Source organism: Kitasatospora sp. NPDC001132 (assembly GCF_053598415.1).
On the sequence record NZ_JBSFKF010000022.1, the window covers coordinates 119,074 to 141,590 of the forward strand.

The 22,517-nt window shown below is 72.2% G+C and carries 21 protein-coding genes and 1 pseudogene; 10 read left to right on the top strand and 12 right to left on the bottom strand.

Annotated elements, in window-relative coordinates; genetic code table 11:
• Positions 1-81 precede the first annotated feature (81 nt).
• The 5 genes from ACWDBE_RS26265 to ACWDBE_RS26285 form a co-directional block, all read right to left on the bottom strand.
• Complete coding sequence (locus ACWDBE_RS26265; RefSeq protein WP_449789877.1) at positions 82-471, bottom strand: thioredoxin family protein; 390 nt, start codon at positions 469-471, stop codon at positions 82-84.
• 266 nt (positions 472-737) lie between these two features.
• On the bottom strand, positions 738-1,469 hold the full coding sequence (locus tag ACWDBE_RS26270) for a hypothetical protein (protein ID WP_449789876.1): 732 nt from the start codon (positions 1,467-1,469) through the stop codon (positions 738-740).
• Entirely contained in the window at positions 1,466-2,125 is a 660-nt protein-coding gene (locus ACWDBE_RS26275; RefSeq protein ID WP_449789875.1) for a hypothetical protein, read from the bottom strand. The genes ACWDBE_RS26270 and ACWDBE_RS26275 overlap by 4 nt, the downstream gene beginning before the upstream one ends.
• Before the next feature lie 142 nt (positions 2,126-2,267).
• Positions 2,268-2,783: a DUF1990 family protein gene (locus tag ACWDBE_RS26280; RefSeq protein ID WP_449789874.1), complete on the bottom strand. Its 516-nt coding sequence runs from the start codon at positions 2,781-2,783 to the stop codon at positions 2,268-2,270.
• Positions 2,780-3,655 (bottom strand): YndJ family protein, encoded by an 876-nt coding sequence (locus tag ACWDBE_RS26285; protein ID WP_449809288.1) that lies wholly within the window; start codon positions 3,653-3,655, stop codon positions 2,780-2,782. Before ACWDBE_RS26285 ends, ACWDBE_RS26280 begins: the two co-directional genes overlap by 4 nt.
• Positions 3,656-3,821: 166 nt before the next feature.
• On the opposite strand from ACWDBE_RS26285, the gene ACWDBE_RS26290 reads away from it, so the two are divergent.
• Positions 3,822-4,091 (top strand): DUF1876 domain-containing protein, encoded by a 270-nt coding sequence (locus ACWDBE_RS26290; RefSeq protein WP_449789873.1) that lies wholly within the window; start codon positions 3,822-3,824, stop codon positions 4,089-4,091.
• Positions 4,092-4,241: 150 nt separating this feature from the next.
• Here ACWDBE_RS26290 and ACWDBE_RS26295 read toward each other — a convergent pair whose 3' ends face one another.
• The 4 genes from ACWDBE_RS26295 to ACWDBE_RS26310 form a co-directional block, all read right to left on the bottom strand.
• Positions 4,242-4,682 (bottom strand): PPOX class F420-dependent oxidoreductase, encoded by a 441-nt coding sequence (locus ACWDBE_RS26295; protein ID WP_402413604.1) that lies wholly within the window; start codon positions 4,680-4,682, stop codon positions 4,242-4,244.
• A 30-nt stretch (positions 4,683-4,712) separates the two neighbouring features.
• Positions 4,713-6,386, bottom strand: a complete 1,674-nt coding sequence (qcrB, locus tag ACWDBE_RS26300; RefSeq protein WP_449809282.1) for a cytochrome bc1 complex cytochrome b subunit — start codon at positions 6,384-6,386, stop codon at positions 4,713-4,715.
• Positions 6,387-6,607: 221 nt separating this feature from the next.
• Positions 6,608-8,140 carry an MFS transporter gene (locus ACWDBE_RS26305; RefSeq protein ID WP_449789871.1) on the bottom strand — a complete coding sequence of 511 codons (1,533 nt, stop codon included), beginning with the start codon at positions 8,138-8,140 and terminating at the stop codon, positions 6,608-6,610.
• 153 nt (positions 8,141-8,293) lie between these two features.
• Positions 8,294-8,971: a TetR/AcrR family transcriptional regulator gene (locus ACWDBE_RS26310; protein ID WP_449789870.1), complete on the bottom strand. Its 678-nt coding sequence runs from the start codon at positions 8,969-8,971 to the stop codon at positions 8,294-8,296.
• Positions 8,972-9,405: 434 nt separating this feature from the next.
• Between ACWDBE_RS26310 and ACWDBE_RS26315 the strand changes: the two genes are divergently transcribed.
• Entirely contained in the window at positions 9,406-10,194 is a 789-nt protein-coding gene (locus ACWDBE_RS26315; protein WP_449789869.1) for a VOC family protein, read from the top strand.
• A gap of 65 nt (positions 10,195-10,259) precedes the next feature.
• Here the strand turns inward: ACWDBE_RS26315 and ACWDBE_RS26320 are convergent, their stop codons facing one another.
• Positions 10,260-10,715 carry a hemerythrin domain-containing protein gene (locus tag ACWDBE_RS26320; RefSeq protein WP_449789868.1) on the bottom strand — a complete coding sequence of 152 codons (456 nt, stop codon included), beginning with the start codon at positions 10,713-10,715 and terminating at the stop codon, positions 10,260-10,262.
• Between the two features lie 142 nt (positions 10,716-10,857).
• Positions 10,858-11,454, bottom strand: coding sequence for a TIGR03086 family metal-binding protein (locus tag ACWDBE_RS26325; RefSeq protein WP_449809283.1), 597 nt, complete (start codon positions 11,452-11,454; stop codon positions 10,858-10,860).
• Between the two features lie 215 nt (positions 11,455-11,669).
• Between ACWDBE_RS26325 and ACWDBE_RS26330 the strand changes: the two genes are divergently transcribed.
• The 3 genes from ACWDBE_RS26330 to ACWDBE_RS26340 all read left to right on the top strand — a co-directional run bounded on the left by ACWDBE_RS26330 (position 11,670) and on the right by ACWDBE_RS26340 (position 17,383).
• Entirely contained in the window at positions 11,670-12,239 is a 570-nt protein-coding gene (locus ACWDBE_RS26330; RefSeq protein ID WP_449789866.1) for a DoxX family protein, read from the top strand.
• Between the two features lie 282 nt (positions 12,240-12,521).
• Positions 12,522-14,813 (top strand): M9 family metallopeptidase, encoded by a 2,292-nt coding sequence (locus tag ACWDBE_RS26335; protein WP_449809284.1) that lies wholly within the window; start codon positions 12,522-12,524, stop codon positions 14,811-14,813.
• Between the two features lie 329 nt (positions 14,814-15,142).
• Positions 15,143-17,383 carry a M9 family metallopeptidase gene (locus ACWDBE_RS26340; RefSeq protein ID WP_449809285.1) on the top strand — a complete coding sequence of 747 codons (2,241 nt, stop codon included), beginning with the start codon at positions 15,143-15,145 and terminating at the stop codon, positions 17,381-17,383.
• A gap of 87 nt (positions 17,384-17,470) precedes the next feature.
• Here the strand turns inward: ACWDBE_RS26340 and ACWDBE_RS26345 are convergent, their stop codons facing one another.
• On the bottom strand, positions 17,471-18,232 hold the full coding sequence (locus tag ACWDBE_RS26345) for a PP2C family protein-serine/threonine phosphatase (RefSeq protein WP_449789863.1): 762 nt from the start codon (positions 18,230-18,232) through the stop codon (positions 17,471-17,473).
• 123 nt (positions 18,233-18,355) lie between these two features.
• Between ACWDBE_RS26345 and ACWDBE_RS26350 the strand changes: the two genes are divergently transcribed.
• The 5 genes and pseudogenes from ACWDBE_RS26350 to ACWDBE_RS26370 all read left to right on the top strand — a co-directional run.
• Complete coding sequence (locus ACWDBE_RS26350) at positions 18,356-19,462, top strand: LLM class flavin-dependent oxidoreductase (protein ID WP_449789862.1); 1,107 nt, start codon at positions 18,356-18,358, stop codon at positions 19,460-19,462.
• Positions 19,459-20,082, top strand: a complete 624-nt coding sequence (locus ACWDBE_RS26355; protein ID WP_392920120.1) for an FMN reductase — start codon at positions 19,459-19,461, stop codon at positions 20,080-20,082. The genes ACWDBE_RS26350 and ACWDBE_RS26355 overlap by 4 nt, the downstream gene beginning before the upstream one ends.
• A gap of 225 nt (positions 20,083-20,307) precedes the next feature.
• Positions 20,308-21,375, top strand: coding sequence for a Dyp-type peroxidase (locus ACWDBE_RS26360; protein WP_449809286.1), 1,068 nt, complete (start codon positions 20,308-20,310; stop codon positions 21,373-21,375).
• The gene (locus tag ACWDBE_RS26365) at positions 21,372-22,169 is read left to right on the top strand and encodes a family 1 encapsulin nanocompartment shell protein (protein WP_449789860.1); all 798 of its coding nucleotides are present in this window, start codon (positions 21,372-21,374) and stop codon (positions 22,167-22,169) included. The genes ACWDBE_RS26360 and ACWDBE_RS26365 overlap by 4 nt, the downstream gene beginning before the upstream one ends.
• Positions 22,170-22,421: 252 nt before the next feature.
• Positions 22,422-22,517: pseudogene (locus ACWDBE_RS26370) on the top strand (electron transfer flavoprotein subunit beta); the annotation flags it as partial.

Consider the following 22,517-nt stretch of genomic DNA (forward strand, 5'->3'; position numbering starts at 1 on the left):
CGGCCGGGCACGGCGAATGCAGGGTGAGGACACGGCGAGGGCCCGGGGAGACGACGCTCCCCGGGCCCTCGGACGTCCGGATCAGGCCTGGCCGCCGGCCGCCTGCTCCTGGGCGACCTTGCGCTTCACCTCGGCCATGTCCAGGTTGCGGGCCTGACCGATCAGGTCCTCGAACACCGCCTCCGGCAGCGCTCCGGGCTGCGAGAAGACGAGCACGCCCTCGCGGATGATCGCCAGCGTCGGGATCGACTGGATCTCGAACGCGGCGGCCAGCTCCTGCTGCGCCTCGGTGTCCACCTTGGCGAAGACGAGGTCCGGGTGGCGCTCGGCCGCCTTCTCGTACACCGGGGCGAACTGGCGGCACGGCCCGCACCACCCGGCCCAGAAGTCGATGAAGACGAAGTCCTTGCCCTCCGCGCCCGGGACGATGTCGTCGAAGTTCTCCTTGGTCAGCTCGACCGTGCTGCTCATCTCGCGATTCCTTCCCTTCCGGAGGGTGGCGATCCAGGCCCGTTCAGGCCATGTGCCCGCCACAACGGTCCCGGTCCGCGGGGTATTCCGGGAGGCGAATCCGGGCCGTCCAGGAGGCGGCCGTCCCGGCGCCGGCCGTCCCGGCGCCGGCCGTCCCGGCGGGCGGCTACGGGGCCGGGGACGGCACCGTCCGCCCCACCGGCGGCGCGGCGCTCCAGCCCGGGGGCATCGACCACTTCGAGGTCCCGGCCCAGGACGGCGGTGCGCTACCGGTCGCCATCCCGGCGCACCACGCCTGCCTCCCAGTCGACCGTGTACGACTCCAGCCGCTCCACCCGGGCCGTCCCCCGGACACCGGGCCAGTGCGGGTTCGGCTCGCCGGTGCCGGTCATGTGCTCCCGCTGCCAGGTCCGGCTCCAGCCGACCCGCAGCGCCGGCTCGAAGCTGTGCCACCGCCCGCAGCCGCAGGGCGTCAGCAACCAGGCGCAGCAACGGCACAGCCCGGCGTGGCCGTGGCCGGTCGACACGGACACCGCCGGGCCCTCCTCGCCACAGGCCGGGCAGCCCGGCAGCACGACGCCGTCCAGCAGCGCGTTCTGCCGCCGGACGTAGTCGGGCAGCCGCAACGGCGGATGCAGGAACGGGTCGTGCTGCCAGGCCGCGTCCGGCGAGTTCCGCCAGGGCCGGTTCCACCAGGGCGTGTCCGCCGGCTGCCGCCGCCCGGCCCGCTTCTCCGCCCGGCGCCGCTCCGCGTACTCCTCGGCCCGGGCCCGCCACAGCTCGCGTGCCTCGTGCAGCTCGTCCACGGCGCGGACCAGCGACTCCGGGTCGGCCTCCAGGAATCGCGGCATCCGGGCGCTGACGGTGAGGTGGTGGTACGTCGCCCGCAGGCCGTACGGGGCGAAGAGGATCAGGCAGGTGCGCAGCGCGCTGTGCCGCCGGTACGGCGGGAGCGAGGCGTCGTGCACCAGGGCCCGGCGGGTGTGGAAGCTGGTCATGACGGTGGCTCCAGGTCGAGGTCGAGGTCGAGGTCCAGGTCCAGGGCGCGGGCGAGCGCGCCGGTGACGGCGGCGGCGTACCCGGGCACCTGCCGCTCGGCCCAGTCCGCCGCGAGCGCGAGGAACGCGCGCAGGTCCCGCTCGGCCCCGGCGAGCAGCCGGCGCAGCTCGTCCACCGGCAGCTCGATCACCGGGCCCCCGCCGCCCTCGGCGTCCTGGATCAGCCGGACGACCCGGCCGACACACTCGGCCCGGGCGTCGGGGTCGTGGCCGAACCACGCGGTGCCGGGGCCGTCCGTGACGTCCAGCCACTCGCGCCAGTCCTCCAGCCCGTTGCAGCAGCCCGGCTCGAACACGGCGCCGGTCGCGGAGTCCGTCACCACCAGGCCACCGGGAGCGTACGGGTGCGGCTCGGTCAGCAGCCCGTGCAGGAAGGCGCCCAGCGGATCCGCGGGCAGGGCGACGCGCTCCCCGGCCTGCTCGGGATCGGGCGCGACGTCGTTGCGGTCGGCCAGCAGCCACACCGCCGCACCCACCTCCGCCGACGTCATCCGCCCGCTCAACGTGAGGTCCCCGTGCCGCCCGGGCGCGCCCGTCGGCCACAGCGTGAAGCCCTCGGGGGAGAAGAACGTCAGCACCGGTCGCATCGACATCATCCGCCGATCATCCCGAACGGAACCCCACCCCGACCAGCACTTTTACGCCCCGCCCCACTCCACCCATCCGCTCACCCACCGCCCCCGGGCGCCCGGCGGCCGCCCGCTGCAGCGGTTCCGTCCGACCAGCCGCCACCGTCGCTCAACCGGTGGCCTGTGCCGCGATCCGGGTCAGGACGCGGCCGCAGTGTCGGGCGAAGGCGCGCTGGGTGAGCGGCAGCAGCGGGCCTGCGAGGCGCGCGTACCAGGCGACGGGTCGGCTGAAGGCGGTGACGGAGAACCTGACCGCGCCGTCCGGGGCCAGTTCGACCAGGAAGGTCTCCTCGCCCCGGGCCAGGTGTCCGGCCCTGGTGCCGTAGGTGAAGCCGTACCGGTCCGGGCCGTCGACGGTGGCCAGGACGCGGTTGGGGGCACTGGCCCGCAGCGGGCCGAGGCCGAGGCCGCAGCGTACGGCGACGCCGGGGGCGGCCCGGTCGGCCGCCGCGTCGATCAGGACGCCCGCGAGCCGGTGCATCCGCCAGTCGAGCAGGGCGGCGCCGGCGGCTTCCAGGGCGGGCCGGCCGTGGCCGACGAGCGCGCTGTGCCGCAGGTGGTTGTAGCCGGCGGGCAGTTCGCCGGTACGGCTGGCGCCCTGTTCGGGGTAGCTGTAGTCGTTCATCGGGCGGTCTCCGTCGAGGCGGTCAATGGTCCGGCGGTGGTCCGTCGGGCGGCGATCCGGCGCCAGGCGAGCAGGGCGCAGAGCGCGAAGCCGAGTGCGTTGCCGACGCCGTGGGTGGCGGCCATCCAGGTCAGGGTGGGGTGGGGGAGTCCGGCGGCCCGGCCGAGTGCCCACCACAGGGCGAGCAGCATGGTGAGCGCGAGGACGGCCGAGGAGGCGGCGAGCAGCCGGGCGGTGACCGGATCGCCGCCGTGGGGCCGGAGCTCGCGCCAGGTGACCAGGCCGACCAGCCACATGCCGGTGGTCAGGACGGCGGCCCCGGCGAACTGCCACCAGTCGCCGAGGAAGTACCCGGCCAGCACCAGCAGGGTGCCCGCCGGGACGCTGAGCGCCGCGCAGCGGGCCGCGGCCGATCCCGGACGGGCGGCGCTGTAGACCAGTCCGGCGACCAGGGCGGCGGTGAACCCGGCGTAGTGGAAGTGCGGGACGGTGAGCGCCAGGATGTGCGGTTCGAAGCCGAACAACGGGTAGCCGGAGCGTTCGGCGAGCAGGGCGGTCCCGGCGACCGAGGGCGCGGCGAGCGCGGTGAGCACCGCGACCTCGGCGGGCGCGAGCGACCGGGTGCGGGCCAGCCGCAGCGGCGCGTGCAGGGCGACGGCCAGGGTGCCGAGCGCGTAGAGCGCGGCGAAGCCAGTGGCGAGGCCGCCGCGGGGCAGCCAGAGCGAGAGCGCGCCGGGTACCGCGGCGAGCGGCCACAGCCGGCGGACCCGGGCGAGGCCGGGCTCGTCGACCAGGGCGAGGCCGAGCGGGACGACGGCGCCCATGCCGAGCAGGATCAGCAGGTCGACCAGTTCCGTGGTGCCCTTCCCCATCGTGGGCACACCCCCTTGAACGCGTTCAAATAGCTTTCGCCACCGACTCTACGCGGCGGACTTGAACGCGTTCAACTAGCCCCTGAGGTGTCGCCCGACCGGCTGGCCTGGTGTTCACGATGGGTGCGGCGCACCCTGGAGGAGTAACCGATGGAGGTGATCCGCCATGAAGACTCTGGTCGGTTGGCACATCGAGATGGAGTTCCGCGAAGAGGGGCCGCGGACCAGCGCGGCCGCGATGCTGCGGCTCAGCGACGGGAGCGAACTGCGCGCCCACGGCTACAGCAGCCGCCACCCCTCCGATCCGGAACAGCTGAGAGTCGGGGAGGAGATCGCGGGGGCCCGCGCGCTCAACGAACTCGCCTCGCAACTGCTCACCAAGGCCCACAGCGAGATCCAGGAGGTCAGCCCGGTCCCGACCCACCCGCTGTCCTGACCTCTCCCGCGGCCTCCCGTCCGCTGTCGCGAACGCCCGCCGCCGTGAACGGCCCCGGAAGCGGTGGCCCCGGGCGCAACGGCCCCGGAAGCGCCGAGTGCCGGGGCCGCCTTCCCGGGGCCCCGGCACTCAACAGCGTTCGCCAGTCCGTCAGTTGACGCAGTAGGTGGCCGGCGGCTGCCACTCCGGACCGACCAGTCGCTGTTCCAGTTCGTTCAGCGTGATCCGGATGCCGACCGTCCCGGCCAATCCCACCCGGAGCCGGCTGCGGGCCAGCGCGATCAGCGCCGACAGGCCGTACTTGTTGATCAGCGAGGTGCGGTAGCGCGCGGTGTCGTCGGCGTCGCAGAGCCGTGCCCGGGCCGGGACCCGGCGGCCGGTGGGACGCCCGTGGGCGTCGCAGGGGCCGATCAGCACCCGGGGGTGGCGGCGGATCCGTTCGGCCTCGCCGGAGTGGGCCGGCGTCCAGACCCCGAGGGCCGTGCCGTCCGGCACCACCCAGAGCTGCGAGTCCATCCGGCTTCCGTCCTCGCCGAAGGTGGTGAGCAGGAGGTACCTGCTGTCGGCGAGCCGGTCGGTTCGGTGGTGCACCTGTCCTCCCTGTGCCGTCGGGGGCGCGGGTCAGTGTCCGTGGCCCTCGCTGATCTCGCGGTACTCCTCGGCGGTGGGCTTGGGGATCCGGCCGCCCTCGCCGTAGAAGCCGCGGGAGAGCCGGGTCCGGGTGCGGGTGAGCACCCCCGCCGGGCGGGCCACTCCATTCTCGTCCACCGCGGCGGGCAGGACGAGGGGGCGGGGCTGTTCGTGCGCCGTGAGCCGGTGCAGTTCCCGCTGCGGGAGCGGGGCGTGCGCCTCGGTGAACTCGCCGTGCGGCAGGCGCTTGATGACGCCGGTCTCGCGCCCGTGGAGCACCTTGTCGCGGTCCCGCCGCTGGAGGCCGAGGCACCAGCGCTTGGTGACGACGAAGACCACGACGGGGACGACGAAGAAGCCGACGCGGGCGGCGTACGTGATGGTGTTGAGCGACAGGTGCAGGTGGGTGGCGATGAGGTCGTTGCCGCCGGCCATCAGCGCCACCAGGTAGACGCTGATCCAGGCGGCGCCGAGGGCGGTGCGGACGGGTGCGTTGCGCGGCCGGTCGAGCAGGTGGTGTTCCCGGTCGTCGTCGGTCAGCCGGCTCTCCACGAAGGGGTACACCGCGATGGCGCCCAGGACGAGGGGGAACAGCGCGAACGGGATGAGCACCCCGAGATTGAGGGTGTGCCCCCACAGCCCGATCTCCCAGCCGGGCATGATCCGGATCAGTCCCTCGGCGAACCCCATGTACCAGTCCGGTTGGGCGTCGGTGGAGACCTGGTCCGGACGGTACGGGCCGTACGCCCAGATCGGGTTGACGGTCGCGATCGCCGACACCAGCGCGACGATGCCGAAGACCAGGAAGAAGAACCCGCCGGCCTTGGCCGTGTAGACCGGCATCAGCGGCATGCCGACGACGTTCTTCTCGGTCCTGCCGGGGCCCGCCCACTGGGTGTGCTTGTGATAGAAGACCAGGATCAGGTGTGCCACCAGCAGGCCGAGCATGATGCCCGGGATCAGCAGCACGTGGATGGTGAAGAACCGCGGCACGATGTCGTGGCCGGGGAACTCCCCGCCGAACAGGAACATCTGGACGTACGTGCCGACCAGTGGGACGGCGAGGATCGAGCCCTCGATGAACCGGATGCCGGTGCCGGAGAGCAGGTCGTCGGGCAGCGAGTAGCCGAAGAAGCCGTCCAGCATGCCGAGGAAGAGCAGCAGGAAGCCGAAGACCCAGTTGACCTCGCGCGGCTTGCGGAACGCGCCGGTGAAGAACACCCGCATCATGTGGACGAACATGGCGGCGACGAAGACGATCGCGGCCCAGTGGTGGATCTGCCGGATCAGCAGGCCGCCGCGCACCTCGAAGCTGATGTCCACCGTGGAGGCGTAGGCCTCCGACATCGGGACGCCCTTGAGTGGCACGTAGGAGCCGGCGTAGACCACCTCGCCCATGCTGGGCTTGAAGAACAGCGTCAGCCAGACGCCGGTCAGGATGATGATCAGGAAGGTGTAGAGGCAGATCTCGCCCAGCATGAAGGACCAGTGGTCCGGGAAGATCTTCCGCAGGTTCGCCCTGGCCAGGGAGTAGATCCCCAGCCGGCCGTCCGCCCAGTCGGCGGCCCGCTGCCCCCGCCCAGGGCTCTGATTCCGGGTCATGTGTACGCACCTCGGTCCGAAGGAAACGGGGAAAGGTCCCCGATTCGCACTGGGGGTCACCATAATCGGGGAGGGATCCCCACTTCTACCCGGGGTGCCCCCTTCCTCCCTCCGCTTCCTCTTCCCGCCCCGGCAACGGCGAGCTTTCTCCCCTCGGGAACGTCCTCCGGAAACGTCCTCCGGAAACGGCGAGCGGCCCGCCCGGTGTCGTGGAAGACACCCGGCGGGCCGCGTACGCACCCGAGTCGACCCCGGAGCCCGTCGTCAGGGACGGGCTCCCGGCGTCAGTGCACCAGCACCGGTACCTCGTTCTCCTTCGCCGAGCCCGCGCCCGCGCCCGAGCCCGCCGCGGCACCCGGCCGGCCGGCGTTGACGAAGGTGAAGGCGACGGCGGCGGCCGCCACCAGGATCCCGAAGGACACCCAGATCGCGGTGGAGAAGCCGTGCACCATGCCCTGGAACTGCAGCACCTTGGCGGCCTCCGGCGAGGCGACCGCGCCGGAGGCGTGCGAGGCCAGCCAGGTGGTGGTCGCGCTGGCCGCGATGGTGTTCAGCAGCGCGGTGCCGATGGCACCGCCGACCTGCTGCGAGGTGTTGACCATGGCCGAGGCCACACCCGCGTCGCGCGGCTGGACGCCGTGCGTGGCCAGGCTCATCGCCGGCATGAACGCGGTGCCCATGCCGAGGCCCATCAGGACCAGGCCGGGCAGGATCACCGCCGGGTAGGAGGTGTCCAGGCCGATGTGGGCCAGCAGGAACATGCCGACCGAGGCGACCAGGAAGCCGGGCGCCATCAGGTAGCGGGCCGGGACCCTGGTCATCAGCCGGGCGCCGATCTGGGTCGAGCCGGTGATCATGCCCGCCACCATCGGCAGGAAGGCCACGCCGGTCAGCACCGGGCTGTAACCGAGCACGATCTGCAGGTAGTAGGTCAGGAAGAGGAACAGGCCGAACATGCCGATCACGGCCATGCCCAGCGACAGGTACACCCCGCCGCGGTTGCGGTCGAGGACCACGCGCAGCGGCAGCAGCGGGGCCTTGACCCGGCGCTCCACCAGCACGAAGGCGGTCAGCAGCACGGCGGCCGCGACGAACAGGCCCACGGTGCTGCCGGCCGACCAGCCGTCGGACTCGGCGCGGGTGAAGGCGTAGACCAGCGAGACCAGGCCCGCGGTCACCAGCAGCACGCCGGGGACGTCCAGCTTGTTGCGGTTACGGCCCTCGGCGGGCTCGCGGATCACCAGCACGGCGCCCGCGGCGGCCACGATGGCGAACGGGATGTTGACGAAGAAGGTCCAGCGCCAGTTCATGTACTCGGTGAGCAGGCCGCCGAGGATCAGACCGATGGCGCCGCCGCCACCGGCGATCGCGCCGTAGATGCCGAAGGCCTTGGCACGCTCCCTGGCCTCGGTGAAGGTCACCGCGAGCAGCGACAGCGCGGCCGGCGCGAGCAGCGCGCCGAACACGCCCTGGAGCGCGCGGGCGCCGAGCAGCATCGCCGTGTTGGCCGCGGCGCCGCCGAGCGCGGAGGCCAGGGCGAAGCCGGTCAGGCCGACGATGAAGGTCCGCTTGCGGCCCCAGAGGTCCGCGATCCGGCCGCCGAACAGCAGCAGGCCGCCGAAGGCCAGCGCGTAGGCGGTGATCACCCACTGGCGGTTGCCGTCGGAGATGCCCAGGTCGTGCTGCGCGGACGGCAGGGCGATGTTCACGATGGTCGCGTCGAGGACGACCATCAGCTGGGCGAGGCCGATGAATATCAGCGTCTTCCAGCGCCGGGGATCGGGCAGCGTCGCCGGTCGGGCGTCGGTTTGAGGCATGGGGTACTCACTTCACGGTGCGGGCGCCGTACGGGAACGGCACGTTGCCGTACGGGAAGGGGTGCGGTGGGAGAGGGCGCCGGGGCGCGCGTCAGGGCGCGGCCGGGCGGTCGGTGCCGGCGGTCGGCACTGGTGGTCGGTACTGGTGGTCGGTCAGTTCTCGGGCTGGAAGTCCTCGAAAGTCGCGGCCCGGCCGGGCAGGACCGAGGCGGCCGGCGCGCGCAGGCCGTCCAGGAAGATCTGCAGGTGCCGGTGGACGAACTCGTCGTAGAGGCGGCAGGAGGTGTTCGGCAGCGGGCGGGTCAGCTGGCTCAGCGCGATGAACAGGTCACCGTTCTCGACGTCCGGCCGCAGCTCGCCCGCCACCCGGGCGCGCTCCATCAGCCCGCCCACGGCGGCCTGCAGGCGCTTGCGGATGTCGGCCAGCTCCGGGTCGTACGGGTCGACGTGGTTGCTGAACAGGGCGCAGAGGCCGCCGACCTTCTCCTCGACGGACGCGTGCGCGAACCGCTGGAGGGCGTCGAACGGGCCGTCGCCGTCAGGGGCGTCCGCCTCCGCCATCGCCGTCTCGGCGAGGGCCAGGACGCGGTTCTTGACGAGCACCGCCACCTCGTGGATCAGCGCCACCCGGTCCGGGAAGTTCCGGTACAGCGTGGCGTTGCCGACCCCCGCCCGCTTCGCGATCTCGTCCAGTGCCGCATCGGCACCGTGCTCGACGAACGCGTCCCGGGCCGCCAGCACGATCCGCTCCCGGTTCCGGCTCGCGTCCGCACGCAACTTGGGCGTGCGCGCGCTCCCCGCGGGACGGGCCGACTCGGCGGTGGTGGTCACGACGACTGCTCCTGATCAAGGTACCGGGGAACTTCTCCCCGCTTCTGCCAACGTACTCCGAAACGGGGAATTCGTCCCCGGAATTTCCTCCGGTACTGTGACCTGCATCACGTTTGAACCGCGCCACCCTGCGCCGAGGCCGGGATTTCGATCTGCCTCCTGATCGACCGGGACTCCGCCGGGGTCATCGTCCACAGCGAGCCCGACGGCGGCGGGACCGTCCAGACCCTCCCGTTCGGCAGGACCGTCCGCCTCTCCGACCCCGTGGGCATCTCCCTGGAGACCGAAGCCCTGAAGAACCGGGTGCGCTGATCCCGGGCATGGCTTCCCCGGGGCGGTGCCGGTGGCGGCCTAGGCTGTGGGCGTCCCGGGCGGCCGGTGGGCCGTCGGAGCCGGGAGGGGCCCGGCGGTCGGGTGGGCGGAGGAGGTTCGCGATGGGCAGCGGTGAGAAGGTCGCCAGGGTGCGCTGTGTGGTGGCCGTGCCGTGCTGGGTGAGCCTGACGGCCCGGAGCCTGGAGGACGCCGAGGAGTTCTACGGGCCGTTGCTGGGCTGGGAGTTCGAGCCCGGGCCGGACCGCTTCGGGCCGTACGTGCACGCGGTGGTCGGCGGGGAGGCGGTGGCCGGGCTGGGAGTCGGCGGCGCCGGGGCGATCCCGCTCGCGTGGACCAGCTACTTCGGGACGGAGAGCGCCGACGCCGCCGCCGACGCGGTGCGTGAACGCGGCGCGACGCTGGCGGTCGGGCCGCTGGCCTTCGACGCCGGACGGGTGGCCTTCGCGGCGGACCCGGCGGGTGCGGTGTTCGGTATCTGGGAGGGTCCGCTGGGCCGGGCCCGGAAGCTGGACCTGTTCGGCGCGCCGGTCTGGATCGAGCTGCGCACCCCGGACCCGTTCGCGGCGGCACTGTTCTACGGCGAGGTGTTCCGCTGGGACGGTCGCGACCCGGAGCGCTTCGACGTCCGCTGGGAGCACGACCGGGTGGTGCTGCGGGCCGAGGGCCACAGCGTCGCCGCGCTGGCCAAGGAGCAGGCGGGCGGCCCGGCCGGGATGCCGCCGCACTGGGAGGTGTCCTTCGCCGTCCCGGACACCGACCGGGCGCTGGCCCGGGCCGTGGAGCTGGGCGGAGGGGTGATCGGGCCGGCCTTCGACTCCCCGTACGGGCGGGTGGCCCGGCTGCGGGACCGCGAGGGCGCGCGGTTCGCGGTGATCGGCCCCAAGGACTGATCGGCCTTGAGGACCGACCGGGCCGGCGAACCGACCGGTTCGGAGAACCGGCCGGTCCGGAGCGCTCAGGGCGCGTCCAGCTCGGCCCGCTCCGCCCGCAGTCGGTCGCCCAGCGCGGTGCGGGCGGCGGCGGGCAGGGCCTTGCGGGCGGCGGGGAAGAGCCGCTTCTCCTCGCCGCGCAGGTGGCGCCGCAGGGTTTCGGCGAGGCCGCGCAGCAGGGTGTCGAAGGCCGGGTCGTCCGGTTCGAGGCCCTGGAGGTCGGCGAGGTACTGCCCGATCGCCAGGTGGTCGTGGATGCTGCGGAAGACCAGTTCCCCACCGTCGGGCACGTCGTGCTGCACCGCCGGGAAGAGGTGTTCCTCCTCGGCGGCGCAGTGGGTGAACAGCAGGTCGGTCAGCCGGGCCAGCAGCTCGCCGCGCCCGGGGTCGCCGGCCGGTGCGGCCTCGATCCGGTCGAGCAGCTCGATGACCGCCCGGTGGTCGGCGGTGAACTCGCCGAGGATGTCAGGCCTGCGGCTCATGGCTCGCCCGCCTCTCGCACGGAAGACTTCCCCCGCCGCCTTCCAGTATCCGGCGCCGGGCCGCCCGCCCGGAGGCGTCCCCGGTCACCCTCCGTCCCCGTCCCCATCCGGAGAGGTGCCCGCTCACCCGCCGGCACCCCGGTCACCCTCCGTCCCGCCGCCCGGTGAGGGCGAGCAGCCGGGTCTGCGGGCCGGCGTCCTCGGGCACCGGCAGCGGCGGGTCGAAGAGCCCGCTGCCGGAGAGGTCCCCGTATCCGGCGAACTCGCCGAGCGCGAACTCGACGAGCTCGTCCGGGAGCCGGGTGAGCCGCCCGATGCCCTCGGCGAGGTCCCAGGAGTGGATCACCAGGTCGGTGGTGAGCTGGTCCAGGTAGTACTGCCCCGAGGTGTCGCCGAAGGAGAGGTGGACGGTCAGCCCGGTGGCGCCCGGGACGGCCCAGGCCTCCTTGGCGGCCTCGGCGGCCTCGGTCCAGGAGGTGAGCGGGTCGTCGCCGAGCACGTCGCCGTCGAAGCGTCCGCCGACCTCGCCGATGGTGGCGCCCATCAGCAGCTCGGGCACCCAGAGCTGCTCGCAGGTGAGGTGGTTGACCAGGTCGCGGACGGACCAGTCGCTGCAGGGGGTGGGGGCGTCCCACTGGTCGGGGGCGGTCAGCCGGACGCGTTCGCCGAAGGCGTCCAGCGCCTCGGGGTAGGGGGTGCCGGTCCGGGCTCCCCGTCGGTGCTGCCTGTGCTGGGCCATGCCTCCACCCTCCCTGGCCCGGACGGGCGCCGCGAGTCGTCGACGGAACGTCAGTTGTTCAAATTCGAACTTCGGGGTACGGTCGAACGAGCGGCGGTTCAAATTTGAACAATGGCGCCGGGTGACGACCCCGCCTGCCGCACCACCACACTCCGTAGCCGCGTCCGGCCTGCCGGACGACGACCGCACCCCGATCGACACCGATGGAGACGCGCATGCCGAGCAGCAGCCCGAGCACGACCGCCGCCACCACTGCCGTCAGCCCGGCCCGGGACACCGCAGGGCCCGCGACGACCTCCCCGCACGCCTATGACGCCGGACTCCTGCTCCTGCGCCTCGCCCTCGGCCTGACCATGGCCGCGCACGGCAGCCAGAAGCTGTTCGGCTGGTTCGGCGGCGGTGGCCTCGACGGCACCGGTCAGTTCTTCACCATGAGCGGCTACCCGGCCGGCCACGCCATGGCCGTGGTGGCCGGCCTCACCGAGACGCTGGGCGGACTCGCCCTCGCCGTCGGCCTGTTGACCCCGCTGGCCGGTGCCGCGATCGTCGGCACGATGGTCAACGCACTGGCCGTCACCTGGGGCGGCGGCTTCTTCGCCCCGAAGGGCAGCGAGTACGAGCTGCTGCTGACGGCCACCGCGGCCGCGCTCGCCCTGACCGGCCCCGGCCGCTACGCGGTGGACCGCTTCCTTCCGGTGCTGCGGGCGCACCGCCTGGTGTACGGCGCGGCCGCCGTCGTGGTCGGCCTGGTGACGGCGGGCGTGATCCTGCTGCTGCGCAAGTAGCCGATCGTTCTCCTTGCGGAAAGGGCATGGCGACGAACCGTCGCCATGCCCTTTCCGTCATTTCGGATGAGTAGACCGCGGGTAAAGGCCTTCACAATGTTGTGTGATGTGTGCAATGGTACATGTCACATCCCCACTTCCTTGACGGAACCGCCCCACGCGGTGCCGTCGAGGACGGTCCTCGCTCCACCGCAGGCCGCGCCCCATCGCGGCCGTCGACGGCCCGGAGGCCCCCACGTGAATGGCCAACGCTTACTGCGAGTCCCGCAGTTCGCAAGACTGTTGACGTTCGTCCTGTCCCTGTTCCTGGCGATCGGCCTGTTCGCCCCGCAGTCCCAGGCCGCGCCCACCAGCCCCGCTCCCGGCGGGGCGACCCCCACCGGCGTGCCCGCCGGCACGGCGCCCGCCCACCTGGCGCCGCCGCCCGCGATCGGCGACAGCCGTACCGACACCGACCCGGCCAAGCCGGACGGCCGCAAGCGCCTCAGCCCGGAGGACCTGGTACCCCAGTCGCCGACGGCTCCGCTCAATGGCCTGCCCACGGCCGAGCAGCCGCAGGCCAAGGCCCTCGGCCTCGGTGCGGCGGCCGAAACTCCCTGCAACGTCGGCGACTTCACCGGCAGGACCGGCAGCGCGCTGGTCCAGCAGATCAAGTCCGTCGACCTCCAGTGCGTCAACTCGCTGTTCAAGATCGGCCGCGGCGACGCCGCCAACGCCTTCCGTGAGTCGCAGATGACCACCGTGGCGAACGCGGTGCGCGACGCCGCGAACAGCTACCAGGGCGACAACAGCGCGTCGATCTCGCAGCTGATGCTCTACCTGCAGGCCGGCTACTACGTGCACTTCTACAACCCCGACGTGGTGGGCCCCTACGGCAACGGCCTGAAGGACGCCTCCCGCGCCGCGCTGGACGCCTTCTTCGCCAGCCCCCGTACGCGGGACATCACGGCGGACAACGCCGGCCCGCTGGCCCGGGCGGTCACGCTGATCGACGCCATCAAGGACAGCGCCCGCTACCTGCCGGTCGCCAAGCGCCTGCTGACCGACTACGACAGCGCCACCTGGAACCCGACCGGCATGGTCAACGCGGTGACCCCGGTGCTCACCCAGCTCTTCGCCGGGCACTGGCAGGCCGACTTCCTCCCGGCCGTCAAGGCCGACCCGACCGTGCTGGACGCCCTGTACACCTTCATCTCCCGCAACCAGGGCCTGCACGGCGGCGCCTACGGCCGGACGGTCTACGAGGCGACCAACGAGCTCACCCGCTTCATGCAGTACCCGGAGCTGCTGCCCAGGCTGCGCCCGTACGCGCGGACCCTGGCCCAGCAGTCCGCCCCGAGCGGCCCCACCATGTACCAGCGCGGCTCGGTGGCGCTCGCCGTGAACTGGTGGGACAAGGCCAACTGCTCGTACTACGGCACCTGTGAGGACCCGGCGAAGTTCAAGGCCGCCAACCTGACGGTGAAGCACACCTGCAGCCCGAGCATCAACATCCTGGCCCAGGCACTGGACGCGACCCAGCTGGCCGCCGCCTGCGCCAGCCTGAACGGCCAGGACGCGTTCTTCCACGCGGTGGCCAAGGACAGCGGCCCGGTCAAGGACGACAACAACGGCACGATCGAGGTCGTGGTCTTCCACTCCTCGCTCGACTACCAGGTGCTCGCCGCGGTCATCTACGACATCAACACCAACAACGGCGGGATGTACCTGGAGGGCGACCCGGCGACGGTCGGCAACCAGCCGCGCTTCCTGTGCTACGAGGCAGAGTGGGCCCGCCCGTCCTTCGAGATCTGGAACCTCAACCACGAGTACACCCACTACCTCGACGGCCGGTTCAACGTGTACGGCGACTACGACGCCGGCCAGGTCCAGCCGATCGACTGGTGGGTGGAGGGCTTCGCGGAGTTCGTCTCCTACTCCTACCGCAAGGTCGTCAACGACGGCGCCATCGCGGTGGCCCCGCGGCACACGTACAAGCTGAGCGAGCTGTTCGACACCGTCTACGCCAAGAGCGACCAGGACCGGGTCTACCGCTGGGGCTACCTGGCCGTGCGCTACATGCTGGAGCAGCACCGCTCCGACATGGACGCGGTGCTCGCCAAGTACCGGGCGGGGGATTGGGACGGTGCCCGCACCATCCTGAAGACCACCATCGGCACCCGCTACGACGCCGACTTCGACAGCTGGCTCACCAAGTGCGCCGCCGGCGCCTGCGCCACCGGCACCCCGGGCCAGCCGCAGCTGCCGGAGTGCGCGGACGGTGACGTGCGGAAGCTGGACGCCAACTGCGTGCGCACCAACGTCGCGGCGACCACCGGCAACTACGCGCACTTCTACCTGCTGGTCCCCGCCGGCACCAAGCAGGTGAAGATCACCAGCAAGGGCGGCACCGGCAACGGCGACCTCTACTACAACCCGGGCAGCTGGGCGTACACCAACTCCTACGTCACCCGCTCGGCCGGCCCGGACAACTCCGAGACGCTGACCGTCGACAACCCGCAGGCCGGCTACGTCTTCTTCAGCCTCTACGCCCAGCAGGGCTTCAGCGGGGTGAGCGTCACGAGCGAACTCTGAGCCGAACCGGCAACTGGACAGGTGACCGCCCCGGGTGGAGCGCTACGGCGCCCGGCCGGGGCGGCCCGTTTGACGGACCGTCATCACCGGTCCTTCCTGAATTTCCCGCAAACCGTGCACAACGCCCCGGGTTCCCAAGGCCATGTGAGATGTGCCATGGTACATGTCACATCCCCCACCGCGCCCGACGGAGCCGCCCCCACGCGGCACCGTCGCCAACGGTCCTCGACCACCCCATCGACCGCGCCCCAACTCGCGGTCGACGACGGCCCGGAGGCCCCCACGTGAGTCCTTCACGGCTGCTGCGAATCCCGCAGCCGGCACGACTGATGACGCTCCTGCTGTCCCTGTTCATGGCGATCGGCCTGTTCGCCCCGCAGTCCCAGGCCGCCCCCGCCGCCCCCGTCCCGAGCGGAAAGCCCGCGCCCGTCCCCGCCGGGCCGGCCCCGCAGCCCGCCACCGGATCCGCCGAACGAGCCGACAGCGGGCAGCAGTTGGCCTCGGTCGACCAGCGCGCCCCGCTCCCGGTCGACACCCGCCCGGCCGAGGTCCGGCCGGCCGCCAAGGCCCTCAGCCTCGGTGCGGCGGCCCAACAGGCCTGTACCATCGGCGACTTCACCGGCCGGACCGGCAGTGACCTGGTCCAGCACATCAAGGCCGCCGACATCCAGTGCATCAACAGCCTCTTCCAGCTCACCGGCGGCGACGCGCGCGGCGCGTTCCGCGAGGAGCAGATGAGCACGGTGGCCTACGCGCTGCGCGACGCGGCGGCCGCCTACCCCGGCGACAACAGCACTTCCGTCGAGCAGCTGGTGCTCTACCTGCGCGCCGGCTACTTCGTGCAGTGGTACCACAAGCAGGACGTCGGCGAGTACGGCGCCGGTCTCAAGACCGCGATCCAGTCCGGGCTGGACGCCTTCTTCAACAGCGCGCACTCGCGCGACGTCGTGGCGGGCAACGCGCCCATCCTGGGCGAGGCCGTCACCCTGATCGACAGCGCGCAGGAGAACATCCGCTACCTGCCGGTCGTCAAGCGGCTGCTGGGCGACTACAAGGCCGACACCTGGAACCCGGCCGGCATGGCGTGGGCCGTCAACCCGGTGTTCACCGTGCTCTTCCGCGGCCACCAGGTGCCCGGCTTCGACGCGGCCGTGGAGGCGGACCCGAGCGTGCTCGACACGCTCTCCGACTTCGCGACCCGCAACAACGCCCTGCTCGGCGACACCTATGGCGTGCTGGTCTACAACGCGACCAAGGAGCTGACCCGCTTCCTGAAGGACACGGCCCTCCAGGCCAAGGTCCGCCCGCTCGCCAAGGGGCTGGTCGCCGCGTCGGAGCCCAGGGGCCGCACCGTCTACCAGTGGGCCGCGGTCGCCGAGGCCGTCGACTACTACGACAGCGGCAACTGCTCGTACTACGGCACCTGCAACAAGGCCGACCAGCTCAAGGCCGGCGTGCTCACCGTGACGTCCACCTGCAGCCCGAGCATCAAGCTGATCGCCCAGGCGCTGGACGCGACCCAGCTGGCCACCGCCTGCACCAGCCTGACCGGCCAGGACGCGTTCTTCCACGCGGTGGCCAAGGACAGCGGCCCGGTCAAGGACGACAACAACGGCACGATCGAGGTCGTGGTCTTCCACTCCTCGCTCGACTACCAGGTGCTCGCCGCCGCGATCTACGGCATCGACACCAACAACGGCGGCATGTACCTCGAGGGTGACCCGGCCAAGGCCGGCAACCAGCCGCGCTTCCTGTGCTACGAGGCCGAGTGGGCCCGCCCGTCCTTCGAGATCTGGAACCTCAACCACGAGTACACCCACTACCTCGACGGCCGGTTCGACATGTACGGCGACTTCAACGCCGGCATGACCACCCCGACCATCTGGTGGGTGGAGGGCTTCGCCGAGTACGTCTCCTACTCCTACCGCAAGGTCACCAATGACGGCGCCATCGCGGCGGCCGGCCGGCACACGTACAAGCTGAGCGACCTCTTCGACACCGCCTACGGCGACCAGGACCGGGTCTACCGCTGGGGCTACCTGGCCGTGCGCTACATGCTGGAGCAGCACCGCTCCGACGTGGACGCGGTGCTCGCCAAGTACCGCGCCGGTGACTGGGACGGTGCCCGCACCATCCTGAAGACCACCATCGGCACCCGCTACGACGCCGACTTCGACAGCTGGCTGACCAGGTGTGCCGCCGGCGCCTGCGCCACCGGCACCCCGGGCCAGCCGCAGCTGCCGGAGTGCACCGGCGCCGACACCCGGCAGCTGGCGGCCAACTGCACCCGCAGCAACGTCGCGGCGACCACCGGCAACTACGCGCACTTCTACCTGCTGGTGCCCGCCGGCACCAAGCAGGTGAAGATCACCACCAGCGGGGGCACCGGCAACGGCGACCTCTACTACAACCCGGCCGGCTGGGCCTACACCGACGCGAACACCGCGCGGTCGACCAACCCGGACAACTCCGAGACGCTGACCGTCACGGACCCGCCGGCCGGCTACGTCTACTTCGGCCTCTACGCCCAGCAGGGCTTCAGCGGGGTGAGCGTCACGAGCGAATTCTGAGCCGGCAACGGCAACTGGACAGGTGACCGCCCCGGGCGGAGCGCTACGGCGCCCCACCCGGGGCGGGTCCGTGTCCCGACCCGGTGGCTACGCACCGACCCGCACCAGCGCCAGAGTGATGTTGTCCGGCCCGCCGGCCTCGATGGCCGCCTTCCACAGCTCGAACGCCGCCTTGCCGTCCGAGCGGTCCGCCCCCTCGGAGGACCGCGCCAGCAGCGCGGCCAGCTCCTCGTCGGGCACCGGGTCGGTCAGGCCGTCGCTGCACACCAGGTACCGGTCCCCGGCGGCCAGCGGCGCGGCCCGGACGTGCGGTTCGACGTAGGTGAGGCCGAGCGAGCCGCCCAGCGTCTGGGTGACCGCCGAGGTGGTGCGCCGTCCGGGCGGCAGCGGGGGGCTGTCGTCCACGCTCACCCGGTGCAGCCCCTCCCCGGAGATCCGGTAGACCCGGCTGTCGCCGACGTTGAAGGCCAGCGCCTGCCCGGGCAGCAGCACCAGCCCGGCGACGGTGGTGCCCATCGCGGCGAGCCCCGGCTCCTCGGCGGCGGCCGCGTAGACGGCCCGGTTGCAGGCCTGGAGCTCCTCGCGGACGGCCTCCTCGTCGTCCAGCGCGCCCCCATCGGCGGCGAGCCGGCGGGCGACCAGGGCGCTGGCCACCTCGCCGCCCGGGTGCCCGCCCAGGCCGTCGGCGACGGCGACCACACAGGGCGGGCCGAGCGGGAAGAGCAGGGTCTGCGGGTTGGTGGTCACGGTGGCGCAGAGCGTCCACGGCCCGACCGTGAGGCTGTCCTCGTTGTGCTCCCGCACCAGGCCCTCGTGGCTCAGCGCGCTCACCGCGATGTACGGACCCATCGTCCGCCGCCCTTCCGGAGGGATCCCCGTCTTCCATTGTCGGCGGGAGTCGGCGGGAATAGCCGCGCACCCCCCGGTGCTAAGGTGGTTGAAAGTTTTACTACCTGGGATGTGGTGATCAGCATGCAGTTCGGAATCTTCTCCGTCGGCGACGTGACGACCGACCCCACCACCGGCCGCACCCCGACGGAGCACGAGCGGATCAAGGCGATGGTGGCCATCGCCCGCAAGGCCGAGGAGGTCGGCCTGGACGTCTTCGCGACCGGCGAGCACCACAACCCGCCGTTCGTCCCGTCCTCCCCGACCACCATGCTCGGCTACATCGCCGCGCAGACCGACCGCATCATCCTCTCCACCTCGACCACGCTGATCACCACCAACGACCCGGTGAAGATCGCCGAGGACTTCGCGATGCTCCAGCACCTGGCCGAGGGCAGGGTGGACGTCATGATGGGCCGCGGCAACACCGGCCCGGTCTACCCGTGGTTCGGCCAGGACATCCGCCAGGGCATCCCGCTCGCGATCGAGAACTACGCGCTGCTGCACCAGCTGTGGCGCGAGGACGTGGTGGACTGGCAGGGCCGCTTCCGCAGCCCGCTGCAGGGCTTCACCTCCACCCCGCGCCCGCTGGACGGCGTCGCGCCGTTCGTCTGGCACGGCTCGATCCGCAGCCCCGAGATCGCCGAGCAGGCCGCCTACTACGGTGACGGCTTCTTCGCGAACAACATCTTCTGGCCCAAGGAGCACTTCCAGAAGCTGATCAACCTCTACCGCGAGCGCTACGCCCACTACGGTCACGGCACGCCCGAGCAGGCGGTCGTCGGCCTCGGCGGGCAGGTGTTCATGCGGAAGAACTCCCAGGACGCGGTGCGCGAGTTCCGTCCGTACTTCGACAACGCGCCGGTGTACGGCCACGGGCCCTCGCTGGAGGAGTTCACCGAGCAGACCCCGCTGACCGTGGGCAGCCCCCAGGAGGTCATCGAGAAGACCCTGACCTTCCGCGAGACCTTCGGCGACTACCAGCGCCAGCTGTTCCTGATGGACCACGCCGGCCTGCCGCTGAAGACCGTGCTCGAGCAACTGGACCTGCTCGGCGAGGAGGTCGTGCCGGTGCTGCGGGAGGAGTTCGCCAAGGGCCGCCCGGCCGGGGTGCCGGACGGGCCGACCCACGCCGCGCTGGTCGCGGCCCGGGACGCGCAGGAGAACGAGAAGACGGAGGTGGCCAAGTGACCGCGTTCAAGCTGGTGGTGGTGAGTGCCGGACTGAGCAAGCCGTCCTCGACGCGGCTGCTGGCCGACCGGCTCACCGACTCGACCGTGCGCCGACTCGCCCAGGAGGGGCGCGAGGTGGACGTCACCGTGGTCGAACTGCGGGACCTGGCGGTGGAGATCGCCAACAACTTCGTCACCGGCTTCCCCGGCGCCGGGCTGCGCGCGGCGATCGAGGCGGTGACGGAGTCGGACGCCCTGATCGCGGTGACGCCGATCTTCACCGCTTCGTACAGCGGCCTGTTCAAGTCCTTCTTCGACGTGATCGACAACGACGCGCTCACCGGCAAGCCGGTGCTGATCGCCGCCACCGGTGGCACGCCCCGGCACTCGCTCGCCCTGGAGCACGCCGTCCGCCCGCTGTTCAGCTACCTGCGCGCGGTGGTGCTGCCGACCTCCGTCTACGCGGCCACCGACGACTGGGGCGCGGCGGGGGACGGGCTCACCGACGGCCTGCCGCGGCGGATCGACCGGGCGGCCGGCGAGCTGGCGGCCCTGCTGGCCGGGCGCGGCCCGGCGGCGCCGGACCTGCCCGAGCAGGTGGTGCCGTTCGCCGAGCAGCTGGCGGCGCTGCGGGTGTGAACCCGGGCCGGAGGGTCGAACGAGGGGCGATCGAGGCCGAAGGAGGGGCGGGCGTACGAGGAGGAAACGCGCCCGCCCCTCGGCGTACCCGCCCCTCGGCGCGCCCGTTCGGGCAGCGCGGCACGCCCGCGCGGGAAGCACCCTCCCGGGCCGCCGACCGCGCCGAAATGTCCGCTCCGGGGTGTAATCGTACGGACGATCAGGCCCGGAGACCGGAGTCCGTCCATGCCGCTCGCACCACCCCCGCCCACCCCGCAGTCCGTGCTCTCCCCGCTGACCGACGCGGCCGTCTTCCTGGTCCTCACCGTCCCGCCCGGCGGTGAGCAGGCCGTCCGCGAGCTGCTGCCCGACCTCGCCGGTCTGCGCCGTTCGGTCGGCTTCCGGGCGCCCGAGGGCGGCCTCACCTGCGTCACCGGCATCGGCTCCGAGCTCTGGGACCGCCTCTTCGCCGGCCCCCGCCCGGCCTGCCTGCACCCCTTCCAGGAGGTGGCCGGCCCCCGCCACCGCGCCCCGGCCACCCCCGGCGACCTGCTGCTGCACCTGCGGGCCGCCCGGATGGATCTCTGCTTCGAACTGGCCGGGCAGCTCGTCGACCGGCTCGCCGGGGCGGCCGCCGTGGCCGACTCCGTCCAGGGCTTCCGCTACTTCGACGACCGGGACCTGCTCGGCTTCGTGGACGGCACCGAGAATCCGGAGGGCGGGGCCGCGGTGAGCGCCGCGCTGGTCGGCGAGGAGGACCGCGACTTCGCCGGCGGCAGCTACGTCATGGTCCAGAAGTACCTGCACGACCTGGACAAGTGGAACGCGCTGAGCGTCGAGGAGCAGGAGGGCGCGGTCGGCCGCACCAAGCTCACCGACATCGAGCTGGCCGACGACGTCAAGCCCGCCGACTCGCACGTGGCGCTCACCGTGATCACCGGCCCGGACGGCGAGGAACGGAAGATCGTCCGCTTCAACATGGCCTTCGGGTCGTTCGACCGGGGCGGCGAGTTCGGCACCTACTTCATCGGTTACGCGGCCGACCCCGGGGTGACCGAGGAGATGCTGCGCAACATGTTCGTCGGCAACCCGCCCGGCACCACCGACCGGCTGCTCGACTTCTCCACGGCCGTCACCGGCGGGCTGTTCTTCGTCCCGACCGCCGACTTCCTCGACTCCCCGCCGCCGGCGCCGCCGGCCGAGCCTGCCGGCGCTCCGGCCCCCGACGCTCCGGCCCCCGCCCCCTCGTCGGGGGACGGCTCGCTCGGCATCGGCAGCCTCAAGCAGACCACCCGAACAGGACCGCGCCCATGAACAACCTCCACCGGGACCTCGCCCCGATCTCCGCCGCCGCGTGGGAGGAGATCGAGGAGGAGGCCCGCCAGACCTTCAAGCTCCACATCGCCGGCCGCCGGGTGGTCGACCTCAGCGGCCCCGACGGCGCCACCCTCGCCGCCGTCGGCACCGGCCACCTGACCGCCGTCGACCCCCCGACGGAGGGCATCGAGGCCCGCGCCCGCGCCGTCCAGCCGGTGGTCGAGCTGCGCGTCCCCTTCACCGTCCGCCGCGACGCCGTGGACGACGTCGAACGCGGCTCCCGGGACTCCGACTGGCAGCCGGTCAAGGACGCGGCGCGCAAGCTCGCCCTGGCCGAGGACCGTGCCGTCTTCGAGGGCTACCGAGCCGCCGGCATCGACGGCATCCGTGCCGCCTCCACCAACCCGCCGGTCCAACTCCCCGACGACGTCCGCGAATACCCGGAGGCCGTCAGCCGCGCCCTGACCGCCCTGCGCCTCGCCGGGGTCGGCGGCCCCTACTCGCTCCTGCTCGGCGCGGCCGCCTTCACCGCCGTCAACGAGACCAGCGACCACGGCTACCCGGTCCACAACCACATCGCCCGCCTCCTGGACGGCGACATCATCTGGGCCCCGGCCATCGAGGGCGCCTACCTGCTCTCCGCCCGCGGCGGGGACTTCGAACTCTTCCTCGGCCAGGACGCCTCGGTGGGCTACCTCTCCCACGACGCCGAGACGATCGGCCTCTACCTCCAGGAATCGATGACGTTCCGCGTCCACACCGGAGAGGCCGCCGTCGTCCTGCGAGGCTAGCCGGGGCCGTGCCGCCGGCCGCCCCCGGGAGGCCCCGGAAGGGTACTGAGTTCCTTTACGAGGGGTACTGAGTGCCGTATCCTCTTCGTGGAGCCTCTGACGCCAGTCGACGGGAGTCGACCCGGTCTGCCGGTCCAGGTGGCGCTTGCGGTGCGCGGGTCGCGCCCGGGCCGGCTTGGCACTCAGTACCCTCGGCATGCCTGAGGCCATTGGATCCAGTGCATCCGTGCACCCGTGACAGGAGAACCGCTCATGAGCTTGAGGATCGTTGTCTGTGTGAAGTACGTGCCGGACGCGACGGGTGACCGTCGTTTCGCGGACGACCACACCACGGACCGGGAGGGTGTG

Excerpts from the sequence above, each read along its gene's own strand:
- ACWDBE_RS26265 (WP_449789877.1), bottom strand. The coding sequence starts at position 471 with ATGAGCAGCACGGTCGAGCTGACCAAGGAGAACTTCGACGACATCGTC.
- ACWDBE_RS26270 (WP_449789876.1), bottom strand. The coding sequence starts at position 1,469 with ATGACCAGCTTCCACACCCGCCGGGCCCTGGTGCACGACGCCTCGCTC.
- ACWDBE_RS26275 (WP_449789875.1), bottom strand. The coding sequence starts at position 2,125 with ATGATGTCGATGCGACCGGTGCTGACGTTCTTCTCCCCCGAGGGCTTC.
- ACWDBE_RS26280 (WP_449789874.1), bottom strand. The coding sequence starts at position 2,783 with ATGAACGACTACAGCTACCCCGAACAGGGCGCCAGCCGTACCGGCGAA.
- ACWDBE_RS26285 (WP_449809288.1), bottom strand. The coding sequence starts at position 3,655 with ATGGGGAAGGGCACCACGGAACTGGTCGACCTGCTGATCCTGCTCGGC.
- ACWDBE_RS26290 (WP_449789873.1), top strand. The coding sequence starts at position 3,822 with ATGAAGACTCTGGTCGGTTGGCACATCGAGATGGAGTTCCGCGAAGAG.
- qcrB (WP_449809282.1), bottom strand. The coding sequence starts at position 6,386 with ATGGTGACCCCCAGTGCGAATCGGGGACCTTTCCCCGTTTCCTTCGGA.
- ACWDBE_RS26305 (WP_449789871.1), bottom strand. The coding sequence starts at position 8,140 with ATGCCTCAAACCGACGCCCGACCGGCGACGCTGCCCGATCCCCGGCGC.
- ACWDBE_RS26315 (WP_449789869.1), top strand. The coding sequence starts at position 9,406 with ATGGGCAGCGGTGAGAAGGTCGCCAGGGTGCGCTGTGTGGTGGCCGTG.
- ACWDBE_RS26320 (WP_449789868.1), bottom strand. The coding sequence starts at position 10,715 with ATGAGCCGCAGGCCTGACATCCTCGGCGAGTTCACCGCCGACCACCGG.
- ACWDBE_RS26325 (WP_449809283.1), bottom strand. The coding sequence starts at position 11,454 with ATGGCCCAGCACAGGCAGCACCGACGGGGAGCCCGGACCGGCACCCCC.
- ACWDBE_RS26330 (WP_449789866.1), top strand. The coding sequence starts at position 11,670 with ATGCCGAGCAGCAGCCCGAGCACGACCGCCGCCACCACTGCCGTCAGC.
- ACWDBE_RS26340 (WP_449809285.1), top strand. The coding sequence starts at position 15,143 with ATGACGCTCCTGCTGTCCCTGTTCATGGCGATCGGCCTGTTCGCCCCG.
- ACWDBE_RS26345 (WP_449789863.1), bottom strand. The coding sequence starts at position 18,232 with ATGGGTCCGTACATCGCGGTGAGCGCGCTGAGCCACGAGGGCCTGGTG.
- ACWDBE_RS26350 (WP_449789862.1), top strand. The coding sequence starts at position 18,356 with ATGCAGTTCGGAATCTTCTCCGTCGGCGACGTGACGACCGACCCCACC.
- ACWDBE_RS26360 (WP_449809286.1), top strand. The coding sequence starts at position 20,308 with ATGCCGCTCGCACCACCCCCGCCCACCCCGCAGTCCGTGCTCTCCCCG.
- ACWDBE_RS26365 (WP_449789860.1), top strand. The coding sequence starts at position 21,372 with ATGAACAACCTCCACCGGGACCTCGCCCCGATCTCCGCCGCCGCGTGG.